22 protein-coding genes are annotated in these 21,055 nt (G+C 66.6%); 11 read left to right on the top strand and 11 right to left on the bottom strand.

Going from position 1 to position 21,055, the window contains the following annotated elements:
- Positions 1-125 precede the first annotated feature (125 nt).
- Entirely contained in the window at positions 126-605 is a 480-nt protein-coding gene (locus tag B0G83_RS07465) for a hypothetical protein (protein WP_105506806.1), read from the top strand.
- A gap of 53 nt (positions 606-658) precedes the next feature.
- Here B0G83_RS07465 and B0G83_RS07470 read toward each other — a convergent pair whose 3' ends face one another.
- From B0G83_RS07470 to sctU, 11 genes are all read right to left on the bottom strand, one after another.
- Complete coding sequence (locus tag B0G83_RS07470) at positions 659-1,114, bottom strand: CesT family type III secretion system chaperone (RefSeq protein ID WP_105506807.1); 456 nt, start codon at positions 1,112-1,114, stop codon at positions 659-661.
- A 188-nt stretch (positions 1,115-1,302) separates the two neighbouring features.
- Positions 1,303-1,470 carry a hypothetical protein gene (locus B0G83_RS38505; RefSeq protein ID WP_167378473.1) on the bottom strand — a complete coding sequence of 56 codons (168 nt, stop codon included), beginning with the start codon at positions 1,468-1,470 and terminating at the stop codon, positions 1,303-1,305.
- 159 nt (positions 1,471-1,629) lie between these two features.
- Positions 1,630-1,878 (bottom strand): type III secretion protein, encoded by a 249-nt coding sequence (locus B0G83_RS07475; RefSeq protein WP_105506808.1) that lies wholly within the window; start codon positions 1,876-1,878, stop codon positions 1,630-1,632.
- 40 nt (positions 1,879-1,918) lie between these two features.
- A complete protein-coding gene (locus B0G83_RS07480) occupies positions 1,919-3,190 on the bottom strand; it encodes a type III secretion protein (protein ID WP_105506809.1) in 1,272 nt (423 codons plus the stop codon).
- Positions 3,191-3,345: 155 nt separating this feature from the next.
- Positions 3,346-4,452: a hypothetical protein gene (locus B0G83_RS07485; RefSeq protein WP_105506810.1), complete on the bottom strand. Its 1,107-nt coding sequence runs from the start codon at positions 4,450-4,452 to the stop codon at positions 3,346-3,348.
- Positions 4,453-4,488: 36 nt separating this feature from the next.
- Positions 4,489-4,752, bottom strand: a complete 264-nt coding sequence (gene sctS, locus B0G83_RS07490; RefSeq protein WP_035546645.1) for a type III secretion system export apparatus subunit SctS — start codon at positions 4,750-4,752, stop codon at positions 4,489-4,491.
- A 25-nt stretch (positions 4,753-4,777) separates the two neighbouring features.
- A complete protein-coding gene (sctR, locus tag B0G83_RS07495) occupies positions 4,778-5,428 on the bottom strand; it encodes a type III secretion system export apparatus subunit SctR (protein ID WP_035546643.1) in 651 nt (216 codons plus the stop codon).
- Positions 5,412-6,899: a type III secretion system cytoplasmic ring protein SctQ gene (gene sctQ, locus B0G83_RS07500; RefSeq protein ID WP_258167763.1), complete on the bottom strand. Its 1,488-nt coding sequence runs from the start codon at positions 6,897-6,899 to the stop codon at positions 5,412-5,414. The genes sctR and sctQ overlap by 17 nt, the downstream gene beginning before the upstream one ends.
- The gene (sctP, locus tag B0G83_RS07505; RefSeq protein WP_105506812.1) at positions 6,896-7,618 is read right to left on the bottom strand and encodes a type III secretion system protein SctP; all 723 of its coding nucleotides are present in this window, start codon (positions 7,616-7,618) and stop codon (positions 6,896-6,898) included. The genes sctQ and sctP overlap by 4 nt, the downstream gene beginning before the upstream one ends.
- A 10-nt stretch (positions 7,619-7,628) precedes the next feature.
- Positions 7,629-9,737: a type III secretion system export apparatus subunit SctV gene (gene sctV / locus B0G83_RS07510; protein ID WP_374954903.1), complete on the bottom strand. Its 2,109-nt coding sequence runs from the start codon at positions 9,735-9,737 to the stop codon at positions 7,629-7,631.
- Positions 9,738-9,745: 8 nt separating this feature from the next.
- Complete coding sequence (gene sctU, locus B0G83_RS07515; protein WP_105506814.1) at positions 9,746-10,873, bottom strand: type III secretion system export apparatus subunit SctU; 1,128 nt, start codon at positions 10,871-10,873, stop codon at positions 9,746-9,748.
- A gap of 322 nt (positions 10,874-11,195) precedes the next feature.
- On the opposite strand from sctU, the gene B0G83_RS07520 reads away from it, so the two are divergent.
- The 10 genes from B0G83_RS07520 to sctC all read left to right on the top strand — a co-directional run bounded on the left by B0G83_RS07520 (position 11,196) and on the right by sctC (position 20,995).
- Positions 11,196-11,810: an HrpB1 family type III secretion system apparatus protein gene (locus tag B0G83_RS07520; RefSeq protein WP_105506815.1), complete on the top strand. Its 615-nt coding sequence runs from the start codon at positions 11,196-11,198 to the stop codon at positions 11,808-11,810.
- A 14-nt stretch (positions 11,811-11,824) separates the two neighbouring features.
- The gene (locus B0G83_RS07525; protein ID WP_105506816.1) at positions 11,825-12,223 is read left to right on the top strand and encodes a type III secretion protein HrpB2; all 399 of its coding nucleotides are present in this window, start codon (positions 11,825-11,827) and stop codon (positions 12,221-12,223) included.
- Positions 12,224-12,245: 22 nt separating this feature from the next.
- Entirely contained in the window at positions 12,246-13,076 is an 831-nt protein-coding gene (gene sctJ / locus B0G83_RS07530; RefSeq protein WP_105506817.1) for a type III secretion system inner membrane ring lipoprotein SctJ, read from the top strand.
- Between the two features lie 18 nt (positions 13,077-13,094).
- Positions 13,095-13,916, top strand: a complete 822-nt coding sequence (locus B0G83_RS07535; RefSeq protein WP_105506818.1) for a type III secretion protein HrpB4 — start codon at positions 13,095-13,097, stop codon at positions 13,914-13,916.
- The gene (sctL, locus tag B0G83_RS07540; protein WP_105506819.1) at positions 13,901-14,692 is read left to right on the top strand and encodes a type III secretion system stator protein SctL; all 792 of its coding nucleotides are present in this window, start codon (positions 13,901-13,903) and stop codon (positions 14,690-14,692) included. Before B0G83_RS07535 ends, sctL begins: the two co-directional genes overlap by 16 nt.
- On the top strand, positions 14,689-16,041 hold the full coding sequence (gene sctN, locus B0G83_RS07545) for a type III secretion system ATPase SctN (protein WP_105506820.1): 1,353 nt from the start codon (positions 14,689-14,691) through the stop codon (positions 16,039-16,041). The genes sctL and sctN overlap by 4 nt, the downstream gene beginning before the upstream one ends.
- On the top strand, positions 16,038-16,562 hold the full coding sequence (locus tag B0G83_RS07550) for a type III secretion protein (protein ID WP_105506821.1): 525 nt from the start codon (positions 16,038-16,040) through the stop codon (positions 16,560-16,562). Before sctN ends, B0G83_RS07550 begins: the two co-directional genes overlap by 4 nt.
- Positions 16,559-17,434, top strand: a complete 876-nt coding sequence (sctT, locus tag B0G83_RS07555) for a type III secretion system export apparatus subunit SctT (RefSeq protein WP_105506822.1) — start codon at positions 16,559-16,561, stop codon at positions 17,432-17,434. The genes B0G83_RS07550 and sctT overlap by 4 nt, the downstream gene beginning before the upstream one ends.
- 208 nt (positions 17,435-17,642) lie before the next feature.
- On the top strand, positions 17,643-19,118 hold the full coding sequence (locus tag B0G83_RS07560) for a helix-turn-helix transcriptional regulator (protein WP_105506823.1): 1,476 nt from the start codon (positions 17,643-17,645) through the stop codon (positions 19,116-19,118).
- Between the two features lie 86 nt (positions 19,119-19,204).
- Complete coding sequence (gene sctC / locus B0G83_RS07565; protein WP_105506824.1) at positions 19,205-20,995, top strand: type III secretion system outer membrane ring subunit SctC; 1,791 nt, start codon at positions 19,205-19,207, stop codon at positions 20,993-20,995.
- The last annotated feature ends 60 nt before the right edge of the window (positions 20,996-21,055 follow it).

A 21,055-nucleotide genomic window follows, 5' to 3' on the forward strand; every position in this document is an offset into this window, starting at 1 on the left:
CACCCGGGTTCGCATCGCGCCGGCAGGCTTAGCGCGTGGGTTGTAAGGTCGATCAGGATGCCCGTTCGATGTCGTTGTTCCGTGCTTCGCTCGTGCGGCGCACATTCACACCAGGAGCCCGCACCATGCCGAATTCCCCCTCGATCGGACGTTCCAGCGGCGCGTTGCCGCTCAACGAATCGCATACTTCGCCGTCACCCGCGACGGACCACGGTCAGCCAGCCGGCGGTACGCCGCACGCCGGTCCGCAAGCGGATGCGAAGCTGAACGCGCTGGCCGGCAACGGCGGCAATGCGTCGACGGCGGCAGCGGGCAAGGGCGCGCGCGCGTCGTTCGCGGCCAAGGTGTCGTCGGCGGCGACGGCGGCCACCTCCGCCGCGGCCGCGATGCCGCAGAAGCTCGCGGCCAATATGCAGGGCCGCGCCGGCCGCATGGGCGCGTTTTCGCAAGGCATGGCCAATACGGCGAACGGCGTCACGGGGATGGCGGAGGCCGGCTTGAACGTGCTCGGCGGCGTGATGCAACTGGAGCAGGCGGCGGTCAATCAGATTGCGGAATTGATGAAGCAGGGCGCACGCAATATCGAGGAAGCGTCGAAGGGCTGACGTGTGCGTTGAGGGCGGCTTCTTCGTGCATTCCCGGAGCCGCCTTCAGGCCACTAGGCCCGCAACCAGAAAAACTCTCCCGAGGCGATCCCCTCGAACATCTCGTCGCTCGATTCCACGATGTTTTGCCGCCAGTAGCGGCCGTGCTCCGCGTAGTGCGCGAGCAGATCGGCCAGCGCATTGCCGTCGAGGTCGTCGGCGAACGGCAGCCGCAACACCAGCACGACGCCGCCGGTGTCCGTGTCGAGTCCCAGTTGCGCCTGGTCCTGCGCATAGATCAACAGGTTGGCCTCGAGCATCAGCCGGAACACGACGAGCGTGCGCCCGGCGGTGACCGTGCCGAAATGGAAATTCGCGTACATCGCGTCGAGGTCGCGCTCGAAGTAGTCGAGCCGCACGTCGAAGCCTTCAACTTCGATCGAGCGTGAGCGCAGCACAGGGTCCGCGTCGCCGAGACCGACGACCGCGCACAGATCCGTGATCAGGCTGGTGTAACGCTCGCTGCTCATCCTCGTACCTTGCGTGGCGGTTGCGCGTGCTGCTCAACCGGATGCCCCGGCAAGCCGCGTCGCGGCGCCGGGCGAACAAACTAAAAAACGAAGCGCACACAAGACACGGCCGGCGCCCGTCGGAAACAGAAACGGGGCCGGCCGCATGCGAACCGCCGCCGTTGGCGAGCGGCCCGCGTCAGCGACGCTTAGCTGCCGCGCGACGCATCCTTGACGTTGCTTGCACCGCTCTTCGCAATGTTCGCCACCGACGAATACATGCTTTGCTCGACTTGCATCTGGGCGGACATCATCGTCATCTGGTCCATTTCCTGCGTGAGACCAGCCATCATTCCGCCTGCGCTTCCTACGGACATAAGAACCTCCAGTGACTAGGGATAAAGAGTGGGAGTGGCCTACATCGAGACCTGCCGCCGCGTCGGCTGCCCAGGTGAGCCACACCGCCGCGACAAGCGCGTTGCCCGTCGCGCCGGCGCTGCCGCGCCGGGATGACGGTGAGCCGTTGCGCCGCCCTGTCAGGCGTGCGCGCCGGCCTGTTTTTCCTGCAGCCGCGCAATCACGCGCGACGCAGCGAGAAAGCCGCGATACAGCTTGGCCAGATTGTTGCGATCGAGGTCGGTGGCCCCTTGCGTTTCGCTGATCCGCTGCGCGGTCGCTTCGAGCGACTGGCGGATCGCGTCCACTTTCGGCGTGCCGGCCGGATCGGCGAGGGTCTTCTGCAAATCGTTGAATGCGCTGGCGTGGGCTTCGAGTTGCTCGTACATGTCGATCTCCTGATAGAACGGGGCAAGGGCGGTTATCGGGTCAGCTTGCCGGACCGTGGGATTGAGCCGATGGCAATGTCGCGGGGTTCGGCAGCGGCACGGCGCCGGCCGCGCTGCGGGTGACGGTGTCGTTGTCGACGATCGCGGTGTTGGCGGCGTTGTTCGCGTTGGCCTTGCCGTTCGGCGCCGTGTTGGCCTTGGCGGTTTTACTGGCACTCGTGTCGGCGCTTGCAATGGTGTTGGCGCTCGCATGCGCACTGGCCGTGGGCGCCACGCTGGCCACGTTCGCCTCGCTGTCCGACGCGGGCGGGTCGACGGCGTAAATATGTTTGACGCCGTCCGGTGTCTGCGCATAGCGGACGTCGTCGGAGGAAATCATTTCGGAATACGATGCGGGCGCGGCACCGCCCGCGACGACGTTGCCGTTTTCCGCCACCTGCACCACGATGTTTTTCACGTTCGCGTCCAGATCGGCGCGCACTCGCGCCAGCGCGGCGTCGAGATCGGCGCGGCTGCTGACGGCACCGGTGATCGCGAAGTTGCCGTCGCCGAGATAGCGGACATGCGCGCCCGCCACGCCCAGCGAATCCTCGATGCTGCGTGCGTCGTTCTGCGCGACGTCGTAGTTGCGTGCCATGCCGCCCGGCGACACTCGCGCCAGCAGGGTGCGCACCGCATCGTCGTCGGCGGGGCTCGTGACCATGCCGGTCACCACCACCGTGTTGCCGACCGCGTGCGCCTGCAGGCCGCTCAGATGGGCCGCGGCCAGCGCCTCGCCGACGCGTTGCGCGCGGTCGTCGGCATTGCGCGGCAGGGCGGCGCGGCTCATCTGCGTGGTGGTCAGCAGCGAACCCGCGACGATCACGATACCCAGCACGAAGCACGCCGCCACGGCGCCGACGTAACGGCGCCGCTTCTTGCGTTCGGCGGCGAAGCGCGCTTCGGCGGGCCGCGCCAGCAGCATCGACAGCAGGTCGAGGTCGGACGGCCATGCCGCGTCGTCCGCGCCGATGCACAGGATCATGTCGTCGAATTGCATCGGCACGAAGTCCACCAGCAGCACCACTTCCTCGGCCGCGGACGGCGCGGTGGTGTGGCCTTCCACGGTCTGCGCCGCCGGGACGGCGGCGGCACTGGCGACGCGCTGCGCGCTGACCACGCCGCTCGCGTCGACGTGCAACAGCGCATCCGCGCCGCGCCAGTCGGTGAGGCGGATGTCGGCATCGTCGTCGGCGCCGACGCGATGCGTGCCCGGCGTGAGCTGCAACTGCGCTCCCGCGTGAACGCCCGTCAGTATCCGCAGCAGTTTCATCGTGCTCGCACAGGTTGGGTGGGAAGGGCGCCGGAGGGGCGCGCGACTTGAGCGGCTCGGCCGGCTCGATCGTATTTAATGTAGCTGCGCGATGTGGCGCGCCGCCGCGAGAATGCGAAGGTGCCGCATGGGATGCGAAGCCGTGCCGCAAATGACTAGCGGCTGCCGCCGGGAAAGGCGCGACGTGGGGACGATGGCGCCGCGTCGGAGGCGGCGGCATGAGGGCTGCCTGCGGCGGCGGAGTGGTATGCGGCGCCTCGCGCACCGGATGCACCGGATGCACCGGGCAAGCCGGATGAACCGGGAACGCTGGATGCACCGGAACCGCCAGATGCGCCAGCCGCGCCAGCCGCGCCAGCCGCGCCAGCCGCCCCGCCGGCCGTCCGCCCAAGCACACCACCACGCAGCCCACACAAGGTATCGATCGACCGTCCGCGTTGCGTCGCCGTCGCAGGTTTATCCGCATGCAGCCACAACAGCGGAAACAGCAGGTTGAAGCGCTGCACCCGCTCAGGCGGCGGCAGCCGCGTCACCCCTTGCGCGCCCGCGCCACCCGCCTGCTCACGCAGCGCGGCGACGCCCGAATTCGCCCCCGGCAGCGCCGCCGGAATGCTGCCGATGCGCTGCTGCACCCCGAGCAGATCGATCGACTGTTCGAGCACGCGCGCGTCGAGCTGCATCTGTGGATTGGCGGCCAGTTGCCCGCGCAGGCTCAGCATGTCGCCGCGCCACGCGTCGCGCACCGCGGCGGCGCGCGCGCTTTCCTGACCCGGCTGCGCATACTGCGCGGCGACCGCGTCGAGCCGGCCGGACGGTGGCGGAGGCACTGCGCCGCGGTCGCCGCGCGCCTTGATCGCGGGCGCCGCGCCGGTGCCGTGTTCGTCGCCGTGATCGCCTTGCGACTGGCCACCGCCGCCGCCGCGTCCGCCGCCGTCGCGGTTCACCTTGTGGCCTTCCGCGTGATTCGCTTCGGCGTCGTCCGGACCGTCGTCGTCGAGACCGGCGCCATTGCTGCGCTGTTTCTTGGCCGCGCGACGCTTGCGTGCCAGCTGGTCGGCCATGCGTTTCGCGCGCACCGAACTGACCGACGGTCCACGCTGCGCGTCCGACCCGTACGTGAAATTGGTCGTGCCGCGATACAGCGCCGCGAACTGCGCGCCGTTGCGCGCGCCTTGCGCGTTGGCCGATTTCTGCTGCGCGTCGGCGGTGTGCTGCGCGTGCGCCGCCGCCGCGTCGTTACCCTGATGAGAGATGCGGCTCATATCGATCGCCTCGCGAATTAGCGCGCACGGGCCGCGTCAAAGCGGCACGGCGGCTTGCATCATTTCGTTGGCGAAGTGCAGAATCGCCGCGCACGACAGCGGCGCGGCCACCACGATCACCACCGTCACCGCAATCAATTTGACCGCGTGCGACAAGGTCTGATCCTGCATCGACGTGATCGCCTGCAGGAACGACACGCCGAGGCCGACCACGGCCGCGACGATCACCGCCGGCAACGACACGGTCAGGCACAGCAGCATGCCTTCGGTCGTGAAGCGGATCAGCGAATCGATTTCCATCTGGCTCTCCGAAGGCGAATCCGCGCTATTTGTAGGACATCACGAGGCCGTGAATCAGCGTCGACCAGCCGTCCATGACCACGAAAAGCAGCAGCTTGAACGGAATCGCGACGTTGGTCGGCGTGACCTGGTTCAGGCCCATCGCGAGCAGCACGTTGGCGATAATCAGATCGATCACGATAAACGCGATGTACAGCAGAAAGCCGATCTTGAAGGCGTCGGTCATTTCCGTCAGCGTGAAGGCGGGCGCGAGCACGATCAGATCGTCTTCCTTGATCTGCGCGGCTTCTTCCTTCGGCCATACGACGGAGGCCGAGCGCAGGAAGAAGCGTTTCTCCCGCTCGTTGGTGTGCTTGACGAGAAATGCGCGGAACGGCTCGCGCGCCGCGCCGAACGCCTGGATCAGCGCTTGCGACGGTTGGGTCGCGAGTTGCTGGCCTTCGAGGGTTTTCGCGGCGAGCATGCCGATCGGCGCCATCACGTAGATCGAGACGAGAATCGCAATGCCGTTGAGCACCATGTTCGGCGGCACCTGCTGCACGCCGAGCGCATTGCGCAATAGCCCGAGCACGACGACGATCTTCGCGTAGGAGGTGACGACCATTGCAACGAAGGGCAGCAGGCTGATCGCGACGACGACCAGCAGCAGCCCGGTGATATCACTGAATTGGACCATGCCTGTGCGCCATGCGAATGATGCGGATACCGAGATGCTCGCCGACCGTCACCAGCTCGCCATAGCCGATGGTCTGGCCATGCGCGACGAGCCGCAATTGGGCGTCTGCCGCGGGGACGGGCAGTTCGAGCACATAACCTGGGCCGAGCGCCGACAACTGGGCGAGCGGTAAGGCCACCGTATCGATCTCGAACTGCACGGGCAGCTCGAGCTCACCGATCCGGATCGGATCGGCGGGGTCGTCGATGGCGAGCCCGGCGTCGGCGCTCGCCGGGTCCAGCTCTTCTGACATGTTCGGCTCCTTGACGATGACGAGCGTTTGCCCGTCGATTTCCACAGCGGCACACACACGGGTGAGCCCGGGGGTTCCCCACGCGGCGACGGCACGCAGCCGCGCGCGGGGGGCAGAGGGGTCGTGCGATGTGCCGGGCAGCGCCGCATCGAGCGAGGGGAAGGTGGCGCGTAACAGCACGTCGCCGGGTTCGAGCGCATGCAGCGTGTCCACTGGCAAACGCTTGATGCCGAGGATCAGGCTGCCCGGCACGTCGACCTGGACGGCGGCATAGGGCGGCTGATCGTTTGACGCGGAGGCTGCGCGCGGATCGGTGTTGGCGGTGTTGGCGGTGACGGCGGTGCTCGAAACCTGCGCCGCTGCGCTGGTATGCAGTAGTCGGTCGAGCAGGTCGTAGCACACAGTAGGCGCGCGCAGCGCGGCCTGATAGTGGCGCCCGGCAAGCACGAACGACAGTGCGATTACCGGTGCGGCGACATGAGTCCCGGCCATGTGCTCGCGCAACGGACGCGTATTGTCGAGACGTCCACGGCGCACATCGGCGACGCGTGCGTCCTTGAAGCCGGCGTTATTGAGTCGCGCGAGCAACGGCTCCAGCACGACGCCCGCCACGGCCTGGCGCAAGGCGGCATCGGCAGGCGGTTTCGCGCTCAGCGCGTCGCTGTCCGGCCACGCGGCTATCGACAGCGCCGGGTACGCATGCAGATCGAGCGCCAGATGCAGGCTGACCGCCGCGCCGCCGTCAGGCGACGCGAGCATCAGGTCGACGACACCGGCGTCAACGTACGAGGCATCGAAGCTGCGCGTGCCGGTCAGCGACGCTTGCCATTCGGTGATGCCGAGCGTTGTGTGCAGATGTTCGGCCAGCCGCGTATCGCAGACGGTTCGCGTGATCCGCGCAGCGGCGCGTGTGATGGCCGGCATGTTCAGCGGCGCGATCGGCGCGTCGTGCGTCTCGCCGGAAGCGCGAGCGTGCTCCGAGACTGCCGCCGTGGCTGTCGCTGCGACCACGGGGGCAGCACTCGCCGCTAGCCGCGCCTCACCGCGCACCGCCGCGCCTGACAACCCTGCCAATTCCGCCGCGCGCGCAGGCTTACCGGCCGCATGCGGATCGGCGATGGCTTCGTCTTCGGTCGTCGGCTCGTCGAGCGGATAGATCATGCGCGGAGAATCTGTCACCAGACAGTGAGTTCGATGTCGCGGGCTTCACCCCACGCGCGCAGCAAGGTGTCGAGTTCTCGCTCGAGCAGTGCGCTGTGTTCCAAGAGTAATTGCCTCGCGACGGTATCCGTCGTGTCGAACCGAAGCTGCAGACTGAAACGCGAAAGCGTCAGATACAGCGTGGTCTGCGGCAGCAGTTTCTGATCGAGCGGCAGTTGCACTTCCCAGTTGCCCGCTTCGGCAATCGACGGATCGCCGCAAAACGCGCCGATCTCGCGAGCCAGCGAGCCGAGCAATTGCACGAAGCGCTGCTGCTGCCGATACACCGCAGAGACGACGGGCTGCGCGGCGTCCTCGACCCGCGAGCCGATCGCGAGGCGTTCGGGCAACGGCGTGTGGCCCGCGCTCGCCGCGCCGTTCGCGCGGGAACCGGCGGCGTCTTCCGCCGTTTGCGGGCTGCTGCCTTCGTCGTGAGAAAAGAACGGCTGCGGTGCGGCCGGGATCGATGCGTGCTCAACGGCTTCGGCGTCGTGCGCCGAGGGATCGTCCTGCGACCCAGCACCGGCGTGCGCATCGCCCTGATGATTCAAGCGAAGCACGGCCCGCCTGCGTCCGAGCAGCGACGCGTAGTCGAACCCGCGTCCGCGCGAAGCCGAACGCGCGGCGGCGTCGTCGGCCGTGCCAGTGTCCGCCTCACCCGGAATCACGCGCACGTGGCGCGACACGATATGCGTCATCGCCACGGCCTCAGATCGACACGCGGCCGAGTGGCCGCAACTCGACGTGCTCGCCGAGTTCCTGGTACGAATACACCGCGAGCCAGCTCAGCCGCGCTTCGATCATGCGCCGCACGTAACGGCGAATATCCATCGACGTCACCAGCGCCACGCCGTCGCGCGGCGTCGCGCCGACGAACGACTGGATCTTGTCGATCAGCAAGGTGGCTTCATCCGGCGGCAGCGCGAGGAAATTGCCGGTGGGCGTCTGCTTGATCGACTGACGGATATGCTGCTCGACCGGCATGTCGAACAGCACCGCCGACAAGGTCCGCTCGCCGCTCGCCGCCCGATGCGCGAGAAAACGCGAGAGGTCGCCGCGCACGTACTCCGTCAACATCAGCATGTCCTTTTCCTTCGGTCCCCAGGTGATCAGGCTTTCCATGATCGTGCGGACGTTGCGGATCGAAATCTGTTCCTCCAGCAAGCGGCGCAGCACGTCGGCGATCCGTTGCGGCGGCAGGACTTTCTGCACCTCGGCGACGAGACCCGGGTAGTCGGTCGCGAGCTGGTCGAGCATCCACTGCACTTCCTGAATGCCGAGAAACAGCGGCGCGTGGCGCCGCATCAGCGCGACGCAGGCATGGGCAATCGCCTGTTCCGCGCGCCACACCGGCGTCTTCGGCGGCACCGCGCGTTCTTCGAGCCAGCGCGTCGGCGTGCCGCTCGGGTCGATCGGCGGACCGGCTTCGGCTTGCGCGACGAGTGCTTCCAGCGCCGCGCTTTCGTCGGCCGTCAGCGTGACGGCGGCGGCCGAATGCGCGAGGCGGCTCGCCTCGGGCAACATCACCTTGCCGGCGGGCAGTTCGATGGTCCGTTGCGGCACGTCGTGCACCAGAATCTGACAGGTGGACGCCGGCAGCGCGGCATAGGTCCACATGGTGATGCCGGGAAACGGCAGGCCGAGTTCTTCCTGCAGCCGCGCGCGTTCGGTTTCGAACGACTTGTCGAGCGCCGGCATGGTGAGCCGGGCCACGAGGTCGGGGGCGATTCGCACGCCGAGCGGGCAGGTGAATTGCGGCGCGCGCGCGAGGATCACCGGCACGTCGATCTTCGAACCCGAGCGTTGCATGGCGTGCAGCGACTCGCGTTCGTGGCTGCTCTGCTGCGGCCTCTTCGCATTCAGCCGCCACGCGGTGAACGCCAGCGAACCGGCCAGCAGCAGGAACAGCGCGGCGGGGAAACCCGGCACCGCGGCGAAGCCGAGTAGCAGCACCGCCGCGAAATACAGCGCACGCGAACTGGAGCCGAGCTGACGGCCGATTTCATCGCCGAGCGATGCGGGTTTCGCCTGCCGCTCGTCGGCGACGCGCGTGATCATCACGCCGGCCGCCACCGAGAGCAACAGCGACGGAATCTGCGACACCATCGCGTCGCCGACCGACAGAATCGAAAAACGGTTCGCCGCTTCGCCCGCGCTCATGTTGTGATACGCCACCCCCACCGCGATCCCCGCCACGATATTGATCATCGTGATAATCAGGCCGGCAATGGCGTCGCCCTTGACGAACTTCATCGCGCCGTCCATGCCGCCGTGCAACTGGCTCTCGACGGCGAGGGTCGCGCGCTTGCGGCGGGCTTCCTCGGCGCTCAGCAGATTGGCGCGCAGGTCGGCGTCGATACTCATCTGCTTGCCGGGCAGCGCGTCGAGCGTGAAGCGCGCGCCGACTTCCGCGACCCGTTCCGAACCCTTGGCGATCACGATGAACTGCACCGTGGTGATAATCACGAACACCACCAGCCCGACCACCAGATTGCCGCCCACCACCAGCTCGCCGAAACTTTCGATAATGTGACCCGCTTCGGCATGCAACAGAATCGACTTGGTCGAGGCGATATTCAGCGACAGCCGGTAGAGCGTCGTGAACAGCAGCAGCGACGGAAACGCCGACAGCGACACCACGTCGGGCACGTACAGCGTCACCATCAGCAGGGTCACGCTGATCGCGATGTTCACGCCGAGCAGGATGTCGATCAGCGTCGGCGGCAGCGGCAGGATCATCAGCGAAATGATCGCCACGATCAGCGCCACGATGCCGATCTCACCGCCGGCGGGAAGTTTCAGTGTCTTCAGCATGATGGGTTTCGTCAGTGGAGGGCGGGCGGCGGGGCCGTGGCATCGTGCGAGGCATGGGAAGACGCGGCGTCGTCCGACGCCGGCGGGCCTGCCGGGCGTCGCGCGCCGATCGATTCGACCCAGCGCAGAATCGCCGCGACCGTTTCGAACAGTTCTTCGGGAATCGGTTCATCGAGACCGACCTTGTACAGCGCGCGCGCCACCGGCGGATTGCCGATGATCGGCACGCCCGCGTCGCGCGCGGCGCGCCGCAATTCGGCCGCGCTTTCGTCCATGCCCTTGGCGATGACGCGCGGCAGCGGATGTTCGTCGGGGGCATAGCGCACGGCGACCGAGTAGTGCGTCGGATTGACCACCATCATGTTGGCCATGCCCACTTTCGATTGCGGCGGCGCGTTCAGCATCTCGCGCGCGAGCCGCCGCCGTTCGCCCTTGATACGCGGATCGCCTTCCTGATTCTTGTGCTCGCGTTTGACCTCGTCCTTGGACATCTTCATCTTCTTGAGGAACATGAAGCTCTGCAGCTTGACGTCCGCGGCGCCGACCAGCACGAACACCGCCGCCGCCACCATGAACAGCTTGATCAGCAACGCCCAGAACATGCGCACCAGTTCCGGCAGGGGCTGATAGAGCGAGCCGACGATCAGCGGAAACAGCCATTTGATGGTCTGCCACATCACGCAGAACACAATGGCCGCTTTGACGATCATCTTTGCGCACTCGATCAGCGTGCGCACCGAGAAGATCTTCTTGAGGCCCGCCATCGGGCTGACGGCTTTCGGGTCCGGCGTGATCGGCTTGGTGGCGATCTGCATGCCGACCTGGCCGATCGAACCGGCGATCGCGGCGAGCGCCGCGATACACACGCACGGCACGATCGCCGAGAGCGCGAGGCCGCCGAGCTTGTACAACTGCGTCTGCATATTGGTCAGCGAATGATCGCCGTCGACGAAACCCGTGGCGATCAGCACCGCCTGGCGCAGCGCGTCGCTGAAGTGGCTCGCGCCCGCCATCAGCAACAGCACGACCGCCGACATCGAAATCGAATCGGTCAGATCGCTGCTGCGGGACACCTGACCTTCCTTGCGCGCGTCCCGCAGCTTTTTCTGGGTTGGCTCTTCGGTTTTTTCGTCGCTCATGTCGGCTCGGTCGCGATGGGAGAGGGCAGTGGGTGGACGCTGCGCGTGCCGTGGGGGCGCGTCCACGCGTTGAGCGTGACGGGTGCCGCAAAAAGGACGCTTGAGACCCCGCCTGACGATAGCGCTCGCGCTGCCCGCACGCGCCCGACCAGGCGAAGCGGCCGCAGCGGATGCGAAGCACCCGCGCGGCTTCGCATCCGGTGCGGCGACTTCGCATCCGGGCGTGGCCCGCCGTGCGGCGGTTGCTATGTTTGCGTCATCCTTCCCGACCTGCTGCAACCCGCGGGGTCGATTTCAACGCTTCTGTCAGGAGCCCATCGCCATGACCGTCAGCACGCCGGATTACCTGAACTGCAGCCCCGATGTCGTCGGCGGCCTGATCGAAACCGTCTCGACCGCCTTGCTCAGCCACTTCCCGAAAGTGTCGGCCGATCCGTACGACATCGAGCTCGTGCTCGACGCGCTGCGCGTGCTGCGTCCGCGCGTCGCCGAAATCGATACGCTCGACGGCATCCTGCACATGGTGCGCGGCCACTGGGACGACGCCATTCACGTGCTGCGCCAGGTCGGCGAAAACGCGCCGCGCTTCGGCTACGCCAAGGCGCTGCTCGCTTTCTGCCTGTCCGCCAAGGGCGACCCCGACTGGAAGCAGTGCGCGGCCGAAGCCATGGCGGACAATCCGACCCGCGATACGCAGTCGCTGGTGCGCGCGCTCGAAGCCCGCGAGGATCTGCTCAACGCGATGAAGGTCAAGCGCGCGGGCGGCCAGTTCGTCACGCCGAAATCGTGCGAGGCGCTGGCGGAATTCGACGCCGAGACCGCTGAAGGCGCCGAAGCCACTGCCGACGCCAGTCCTGCGGAACCGGTCGCGCATGCCGCGGTGGCGGCCACGCCCGCGCCGCACGACTACGCGAACCCGTCTTTCCTGCGCGCCTGATCGCGGAGTCGCACATGACCGTCAACGCCACCACGACCGCCTTGCAGGCGTCGCTCGATCAGATGTCGCAAGGCGCGGCTGCCGCGCCCGCCGCGCAGACTTCGCCTGAACTGGCGGACAAGTTCCAGTCGCTGATGCAGAAAGGGCAAATGAGCGCGCCCGCCACGCCGCAGCAGGACGGCACGGCGGTCGCCTCGAAGCTGGTCGCGAGCCAGGACGCCGAGTTGCAGCACACCGTCAACGACGCGCTGCAACTGGCGCAGCAGGCGCCGACCATGACGATGAACGAGATGAGCGCCGGCACCATTCGCATGACGCTCGAACTCGCCAGCACGCAGCTCGATCTGGAAGCGAAGATGGGCGTGGTGGATTCGTCGAAGTCGGCGATCGAAACGCTGATGAAGAACCAGTAACGCTGCCACGGACGCCGCCACCATGTTCGACCGATTGCCCACTGTGCGAGCCAGCCGCCGCGCCGCGCCGTTGCTCTGCGTGCTCGCGCTGTGCATCGCGCTCAGCGGCTGCAAGAAGGAGCTGTACGGCAATCTGTCCGAGCAGGACGTCAACGAGATGGTGGTGGCGCTGCTGGAGCGGGGCGTGGACGCCTCCAAGGACACCTCCGACGCGGGCAAGACCTGGTCGCTCGACGTCGACGACACGCAGATGGTGCGCGCCATGGAAGCGTTGCGCGCGCGCGGTTTGCCGCACAGCAAGTTCGACGACCTCGGCGCGCTGTTCAAGAAGGACGGCCTCGTCTCGACGCCGACCGAGGAGCGCGTGCGCTTTATCTACGGCACGTCGCAGGAGCTGTCGTCGACGCTGTCGAAGATCGACGGCGTGCTGGTGGCGCGCGTGCAGATCGTGCTGCCGAACAACGATCCGCTGGCGCAGACCATCAAGCCTTCGTCGGCGGCGGTGTTTATCAAATACCGGCGCGACTCCGACATCGGCGCGCTGGTGCCGCAGATCAAGACGCTGGTGATGCACAGTGTCGAGGGCCTCACCTACGATCAGGTCAGCGTCACCGCCGTCGCGGCCGATCCGGTCGAATACGCGCAGCCGCCGCAGAGCAACGGCATGCCCGCATGGCTGCTGGGCGTGCTGGCGGGCGCCGTGGTGCTGGCTGCCACCGCGCTGCTGGTGTTGGCGCGTCGTGGCGTGCTGGCCGGGCGGCCGGGCGCCGACGCGGTGGCTGGCGATGGCGCGGCGAGCGGCCGGCTGGGCGGATTGCTGGCGCGCCTGCGCCGCTTGCGACCCGCGAACTGAGCGGGCGAAGCGGCTACGATGAACGCGCCGACCGATTTGCCTTTTCTGCGCGTGGCCGCGGCGCTCGACGCGTATCGCCGCAACCTCGCCGGAGTGGCCCGCTGGGCCGACCCGTCGTGGAGCGCCGCGTTGCTCGGCGCGGACGCCGTGCAACTGGACGCCTGGCGCGGCGCCCTCGAACGCGCCGGTGCCGTTGCCGTCGAAACCTGTTCGCAGGCGCTCGCGGATGCCGCGGGCGTTATACCGCCTTCATTCGCCACCCTGACGCACACCGCGCTCAAACCCTCGCCCTCCGGTGTGGTGCAACCGAACGCCGTGCTACTCGACGTCTTGCCGGTGCGGCACGCGCTGCAGGTGCTGTGCATGCGCGCGCTGTCGTTCCGGCGCGCGGAGGCACGCCGGTTGATCGACAAACGCACGCGCTCGCTGCTGGCGGAGTGGACCGGAGTCGGCGTCGATCGTCTCACGCAGGACGCGCATCTGGCCGACGCGCCCGACATTGCGCGCCTCGCCACGCGCGCGGCGATGCCACCGCTGACCGCGCTCGATGCGAACGCGCTCGCTGTCGAAGGCTGCGCGTTGCTGTTGCGCGATCTGGGTAGCGTGAGTGCGGCGCACGGCTTGCACGACGTCCAACGAATGAACGCGGCGCACTCGGTGAGCGCGGCCGCTGAAGCCGGCCGCCTGCCGTTCCCGTTGCTGCGGCTCGCGTTGCCGCGCGTGCTGCCCGCGCCGGCCTGGCTCGCCGCCGTGCCCGCCGCGCTCGACGCACCCGGTTCGGCGCGCCTTTTTGCGCGCCTGTCCGATCTGCTACCGGAGTTTGCATGGCTATTTGGTTGAAGCACGCGCGCTCCGCTTTTGGCGAAACCGATGCACAGGGGTGGAGCGCGCGCGTCGGTGCGTCGACGGATGTGATTCCGCGTGCCACCTTCGGCGAACTGGTCTCGATCGACGAAGCGTATGCCGCGCTGGCCGTCGAACGCGAGGCCTTGCTGGCCGACGCGCGCGACGAAGCGGCGCGGATCGTCGACGCAGGGCACGCGCAGGCCGCGGAGATCGCGGCGCAGGCACAGCGCGAATACGACACCGCCAGCGAGCAGGGCTACCGCGACGGCTGCGACCGTGCGCTGGCCGACTGGATGCAGCGCCTCGCCGATGTGGCCGACGCGCAGAGCCAGTTGCAGATCCGCATGCGCGAGCGGCTGGCGCAGATCGTCGCGTCGGCGGTCGAGCAAATCGTACGGGTGGAACGTCACGAAGCATTGTTCGAGCGGGCGCTCGCCACGGTCGATCGCATCGTGGAAGGCGCGACCTATCTGCGCGTGGCCGTGCATCCCGACGACTACACCGAAGCCAAAGCCACCTTCGACCGGCTCGCCTCGCGCTGGCGCGATCTCGGCCAACCGATTCCGCTGTCGGTGATCGCGGACAAACGGCTCGAACCCGGCAGTTGCGTTTGTGAATCCGACTTCGGCACCGTCGACGCGAGTCTCGACACGCAATTGCGCGCCATGCGCAGCGCGGTGTCGCGCGCGTTGAAGCGGTCGGTGGAAGTGGCCGACGCACAAGGCGAAGCGCCGCCGCCTGACAGCATGGCCGACGAGGCCGCCGCATGAACACGCCCTGGCTGACGGGCACGGTCGATTTCGACCGGCTCACCGACGAGATCGAACGCGAGATTCTGGCCGAGCCGGGTGTGACCCGGACCGGCAAAGTGCTCGAAGTGATCGGCACGCTGATCAAGGTCGCCGGGCTCGATCTGTCGCTCGGTGAGCTGTGCGAGTTGCGCGCGGCGAACGGCACCTTGCTGCAGCTTGCCGAGGTGATCGGTTTTACCCGCGACGTCGCGTTGTTGTCGCCGTTCTCGCGCCTGGAAAACATTTCGCGTTCGACCCAGGTGATCGGCCTCGGCCGTCCGCTCTCGGTCAAGGTGGGTGACATGCTGCTTGGCCGCGTGATCGACAGCCTCGGCGAACCGGTCGATGGCGGCCCGCCGATCGAGTCCGACACGCTGCGGCCGATCTTCGCCGCGCCGCCCGAGCCGATGAGCCGTCGCATGATCGACGCGCCGTTACCCACCGGCGTGCGCGTGGTCGACGCCATGATGACGCTCGCCGAGGGGCAGCGAATGGGGATTTTCGCGCCGGCCGGCGTCGGCAAGAGCACCTTGCTCGGCATGTTCGCGCGCGGCGCGTCGTGCGACGTCAACGTGATCGCGCTGATCGGCGAACGCGGCCGCGAAGTGCGCGAGTTCGTCGAGTTGATTCTGGGTCCGGAGGGCATGGCGCGTTCGGTGGTGGTGTGCGCCACCTCGGATCGCTCGTCGATGGAGCGCGCGAAAGCCGCCTATGTCGCGACCGCGATTGCCGAATACTTCCGCGATCGCGGCCAGCGCGTGCTGCTGATGATGGATTCGCTGACGCGATTCGCGCGCGCTGGCCGCGAGATCGGCCTGGCTGCCGGCGAGCCGCCCGCGCGGCGCGGCTTTCCGCCGTCGATTTTCGCCGAATTGCCGCGTCTGCTGGAACGCGCGGGAATGGGCGAAACCGGTTCGATCACGGCGCTCTACACGGTGCTCGCCGAAGACGACAGCGGCAGCGATCCGATCGCGGAGGAAGTGCGCGGGATTCTCGACGGTCACATGATCCTGTCGCGCGAGATCGCGGCGAAGAACCAGTATCCGGCGATCGACGTGCTCGGCAGTTTGTCGCGTGTGATGCCTCAGGTCGTGCCGGACGATTACGTGCAGGCCGCCGCGCGGATTCGCGAATTGATGGCGAAGCATCGCGAAGTCGAAATGCTGTTGCAGATTGGCGAATACCAGCCGGGCATGAACGCGCTGGCCGACGAGGCGATCGCCAAGGCCGACGCGATCAAGGCGTTCCTGTCGCAGCGCACTGGCGATTACGCGGCGCCGCAGGACACCGAGGCGCAGCTCTACGATCTGAGCGGGCCCGGCGGATGAGCGCAGCGAAAGGCATGCAGCAGCGGCGCATCGTTGCGCTGGAGCGATCGTGCACGCGGCGTCGCCGTCTCGACGAGACCTTGCGAGCGACGCTCACGGCGCAGCGCCACGCCCACGCGCCGCTCGAAGCCGCGCGCGACGCGAAGCAGGCGCAGTTCGCGCACGAAACCGGCGTGCTGCGTTTCTACGAGCATCGTATGGACGGCATGATGACGGGCACCGAGCCGTTTTCTCTCGACGACTTCAATAACTGCCGCCTGTATCTCGGCGTGGTGAACGACCGGTTGCATTTGCTCGAAGCGGAGCTTGCACAGACGGAAGCCGCCGTGCAGGCGAATCTCGCCGCGATTGCGCGGACGCAACGCGAGATCGCGTTGAATCAAGGCCGCATCGATCTGTGCGGCGAGCGCATTCAGGCGATTCGCCGCGCGCAGGACAACGCCGAGAGCGACGCGAGCGACGAAGAGGCCGAGGAAACCGCGCTCGCCCGACGCTTCCACGCACGTGGAGCGCCCGCATGAACGACATCGCTTCGGCGCTGCCGCAACTCGGCGCGCTGCTGGTCGGCTACATCACGTTGATCGGCGTGTGCTCGCTGCGGCTATTTATCGTGATGTTCATCTTTCCACCTACTGCCGACGGTTTGCTGCAAGGCGTGGTGCGCAATGCCGTGGTGCTGCTGTTCAGTTCCTACGTGGCCTACGGTCAGCCCGTCGCGTTCATGCAATCGCTGCACGGCGTGATGCTGCTCGAAGTCGGTTTGCGCGAGGCGCTGATCGGCCTGGTGATCGGCTTCGCGGCGTCGATCGTGTTCTGGGTCGCGGAAGGCGCGGGCACGTATATCGACGATCTGACGGGTTACAACAACGTGCAGATCACTAATCCCACGCGCCAGGAACAGTCCACGCCGACCGCCACGCTGCTCGGGCAGATTGCGTCGGTGGCGTTCTGGGCGCTCGGCGGCATGACCTTTCTACTCGGCACGCTGTACGAGTCGTATCACTGGTGGCCGATCGTTTCGGCCGCGCCGAACGTGTCGAACATTCTCGAATCGTTCGTGCTCGCGCAGACCGACTCGCTGATGCAAACCGTCGCCAAGCTCGCGGCGCCGATGATGTTTATTCTCCTGCTGATCGACTTCGCGTTCGGCTTTGCCGCGAAGTCCGCCTCGAAGCTCGATCTGATGACGCTTAGTCAACCGGTCAAGGGCGCGGTCACGGTGCTGATGCTGGCGCTGTTCGTCGGCGTCTTCGTGGACCAGGTGCGCGATCAGGTGACGTTGCGCGGTCTCGCCGCGGAGTTTCGCGTGTTGTCCGATTCGACGAAGACGCCGGATGCGCCGCAATCGCCGCGCACACCGGATACATCCGCCGCGCCGGCGAACCGCCCTTGAGCTTGCGTTGAGAAATTGCAAATGTGGCATGACGTGCCGCATAAAACGCTGCATGGCAGCGAGATCGTCTCAAAACTCAAACCTTCTCAAACGCGCCGAGAATGTCAGATTAATTGAAATTTCGCTCGACCGGCCTGGCTACATTGACTCCACCCGACGCAACGCGCTTGCCGCCCGCGACGCGTTCCCGCACTCAGAGGAGTCGTCCATGCTTTCGATGCTTTATTTCCCCGTGGTCTCTGCGCTCGCGACACCGGCACCGTGTGCTCACACCGCGTCCGCCGATCGTTTTCTGGATACCTTGCTCGATGGCAAACTGAACGCCGCGAGTCAGCTCACGAGCCGCTGGACCGACGAAGCCGGTAATGCCGATTTCGCGCCGCACGCGTTGCAACTGCACGCCGACCTGCAACTGATGCTAGGCATTGAAGTCGAGGCGGAAGAAAACTATCGTCGGGCACAGAAACTGATCCGCTCGTCGAAGCACGCGATCCGCACCGCGTCGTGTCGGAATGCCGCGTGGCAGGCGTTTTTCCGTCATCGCCTGGGCACGGCCCTGGCCTGTTTTTCGCGGGTCGCCGACGAACCCGAAATCGAGCCGGCGCGCGCCGTGGAGGCCCACTTCGGGATGGTCTGCGTGCTCTATGAACTGGGTCGCACCAGCGAAGCCGCCGACGCGCTCGACGATCTGATCGAGCGGGTGGAGCGCGACCTCGACGATACGCAAGGCCATTGGCACGCGCTGCTCACAACCCTGCGTTTCGACTTCGCCGTGCAGGCGGAAGTGCGCGGCGCGACGGCGCTACGCGATCATGTCTACTGGCATTCTGGATTGTCGAGCGAACGCGCGCCGCGCCCGGGACAGGGCACGGATGCGAGCGTCGACGGTCTCGCGCGGGCGGTGTTCGGCGTGCGCTCGCCGTTGCTGCGCGCGCGGATCGATTATCTGCAGCAACTGCGGCTGGCTGCGTGTGCGGATCGCGATGCGATCGGCGAATTGCAGCGTCATCTGCAATGGTCGCGCGAGCAGGGACTCGCCGACTATCAACGCACGCTGCGCCTCGAAATTGCGCTGGCGACGCTGGCCGGCGCGGCGCCGCATCTGGCGTGCTCGATTCTCGAACCGCTGCATCAGATCGGGCGTAACGGCACGACTGGCCACCGTCAGCTCGAATACCTCTACTGCAGTGCGAAAACGCGTCAGGCGGAAGGACGCGCGCAGGAATCGCTGCAACTCTATAGCCGCTATGCGCTGGTCGCGATGCAGTGTCTGCGCGAAGACTCGCAGGTCCGCGCGCCGTTCCTGCAACGCAGCGCGAAAGCCTCGCCGCAACTGGACGACGTGGGCGCACGCCTGCCGGCCAAATATCGCCGCGCCTACGTCTACGTGCTCGATAACCTCGATCGTCGCGATCTGTCGGTACGCGAAGTGGCGGCCGAAATCGGCGTGACCGAACGCGCGCTGCAAAGCGCCTTCAAGAATTTCCTCGGCCTGTCGCCGACCGAATTGATCCGCCGTCAGCGCATGGAGCGGATTCGCGCGGAACTCACCGACCGCTCGTATTCGAGCGAGCGCGGCGTGCTCGGCGCGGCCAGCAAATGGGGCGTGCAAAACCGCTCGACACTCGTCAACGGCTATCGCAAGCAGTTTCACGAAGCGCCGTCCGAGACGCTCGAACGATAGCGCGGCCATGGCTGCGCAGGCCCGCTCGCGGCGGCATCGCGAGCGGGCCCGGGTCATTTTTCCTTCACCTTCACACAGTCGACTCCATGAAATCGAAGACGCTGTTCTGCGCCGCGTGGCTCGCGGCGTCCCTCACGTTGAGCGCGCTGCAACCCGCGAGCGCCGCGCCGGTGCGTTGGCGCGGCACGACCGTACACATTGCCGTCGAAGGCAAGGATCTGAAAGACGTGCTGCGCGATTTCACCGCCAGCCAGGGCGTGGCCGCATCGATTGCGGGAAACGTTCAGGGCGCGGTGACAGGGCGTTTCGATATGTCGCCGCAACGCTTTCTCGATACGCTTGCGTCGACCTTCGGCTTCGTCTGGTTCTATGACGGCAGCGTGCTGTCGATCAGCAGCGCCAACGACGTCACGCATCAGGTGATCAAACTCGACCACGCCTCCGCCGGCGATCTGCGCGCCGCGCTGCACACCATGAGTGTGGACGACCCGCGTTTCCCGGTGCTCTATGACGAAAGCGCGGGGACGGCGATCGTCAACGGTCCGCCGCAATACGTGCAGATGGTCGGCGAGATCGCGAAGCGGCTGGACGACAACGCGAGCCGCCGCAGCGGCTCGGTGATTCGTGTGTTCAAACTGAAGCATGCGTGGGCCGCCGATCACAAGGTGCAGATCGACGGCAACACGATCACGGTGCCGGGCGTGGCCACGGTGCTGTCGAACATGTATCACGCGAAGCAGGAGAAGGGTGGCGCCGGCGGCCAGTCGCAGACCTCGGTGTCGCCGAACCTGCAACGCGTGCCACCGATGACGGACGTGAACGGAGGCAACAACGGCGGCGGTCAGGTGAACAATCCGCCGTTGCCGCCGAACATGGCGGGCGGCGACGGCTCGGCGCTCGGCGGCCTGGTCGGCAACGCGCAGCCGTCGAATTACGGCAGCTCCGGCGCCGTGGGCTACGCGAATACGCCGGGCTCCTCGGGGATGAGCCCGCCGAGCGGCGGCGATCTCACCTTGCCGATCATGCAGCCCGATCCGACCACCAATTCCGTGCTGATTCGCGATACGCCGCAGCGCATCGACCAGTACGCGTCGCTGATCGAACAGCTCGACACCCGACCCAAGCTGATCGAGATCGAGGCGCACATCATCGAAATCGACGACGACCTCCTCAAGCAGATCGGCGTGGACTGGCGCGCGCATAACAGCCATCTCGACTTTCAGACCGGTAGCGGCACGTATCAGCAGAACAGCTATGCGAACGGTTCGATCAATCCGAACTTCGGCACCTCGACACTTGCCGACGGCACCACGGTCGTGTCGGCCACGCCGGTGGGCGCGTCGATTACCGCCGTATTGGGCGATGCCGGGCGCTATCTGATGGCGCGGGTCAATGCGATGCAAAGCAGTTCGAAGGCAAAGATCGACGCGTCGCCGAAGGTCGCGACGCTCGATAACGTCGAAGCGGTGATGGACAACAAGACCAAGTTCTTCGTGCGGGTGTCCGGCTATACGTCGGCGGATTTGTATAGCGTGTCGACCGGCGTGTCGCTGCGCGTATTGCCGATGGTGGTGCAGGAAGACGGCCAGACGCGTATCAAGCTCGAAGTGCATATCGAAGACGGTCAGCTCACGGGGCAGCAGGTCGACAACATTCCGGTGATCACCAGCAGCGAAATCAATACGCAGGCATTTGTCGGGCAGGGCGAGAGTCTGTTGATCGCGGGTTATAGCGTGGACAACAACTCGAACGGTATGACTGGTGTGCCGGGGTTGTCGAAGATTCCGCTGATTGGCGCGCTGTTCCGTTACAACAACGACGAGCGCTCGCATATGGAGCGGGTCTTTCTGTTGTCGCCCCGGGTGCTGGATCTGTAAGAGCTTGCGTTGAGCCTGGGTTGACGCCGGGCAGGGGCAACGCGGCGAAGACCGCGCTTG

It is taken from the genome of Paraburkholderia sp. BL21I4N1, assembly GCF_002973525.1.
In the GTDB taxonomy this organism is placed as follows: domain Bacteria; phylum Pseudomonadota; class Gammaproteobacteria; order Burkholderiales; family Burkholderiaceae; genus Paraburkholderia.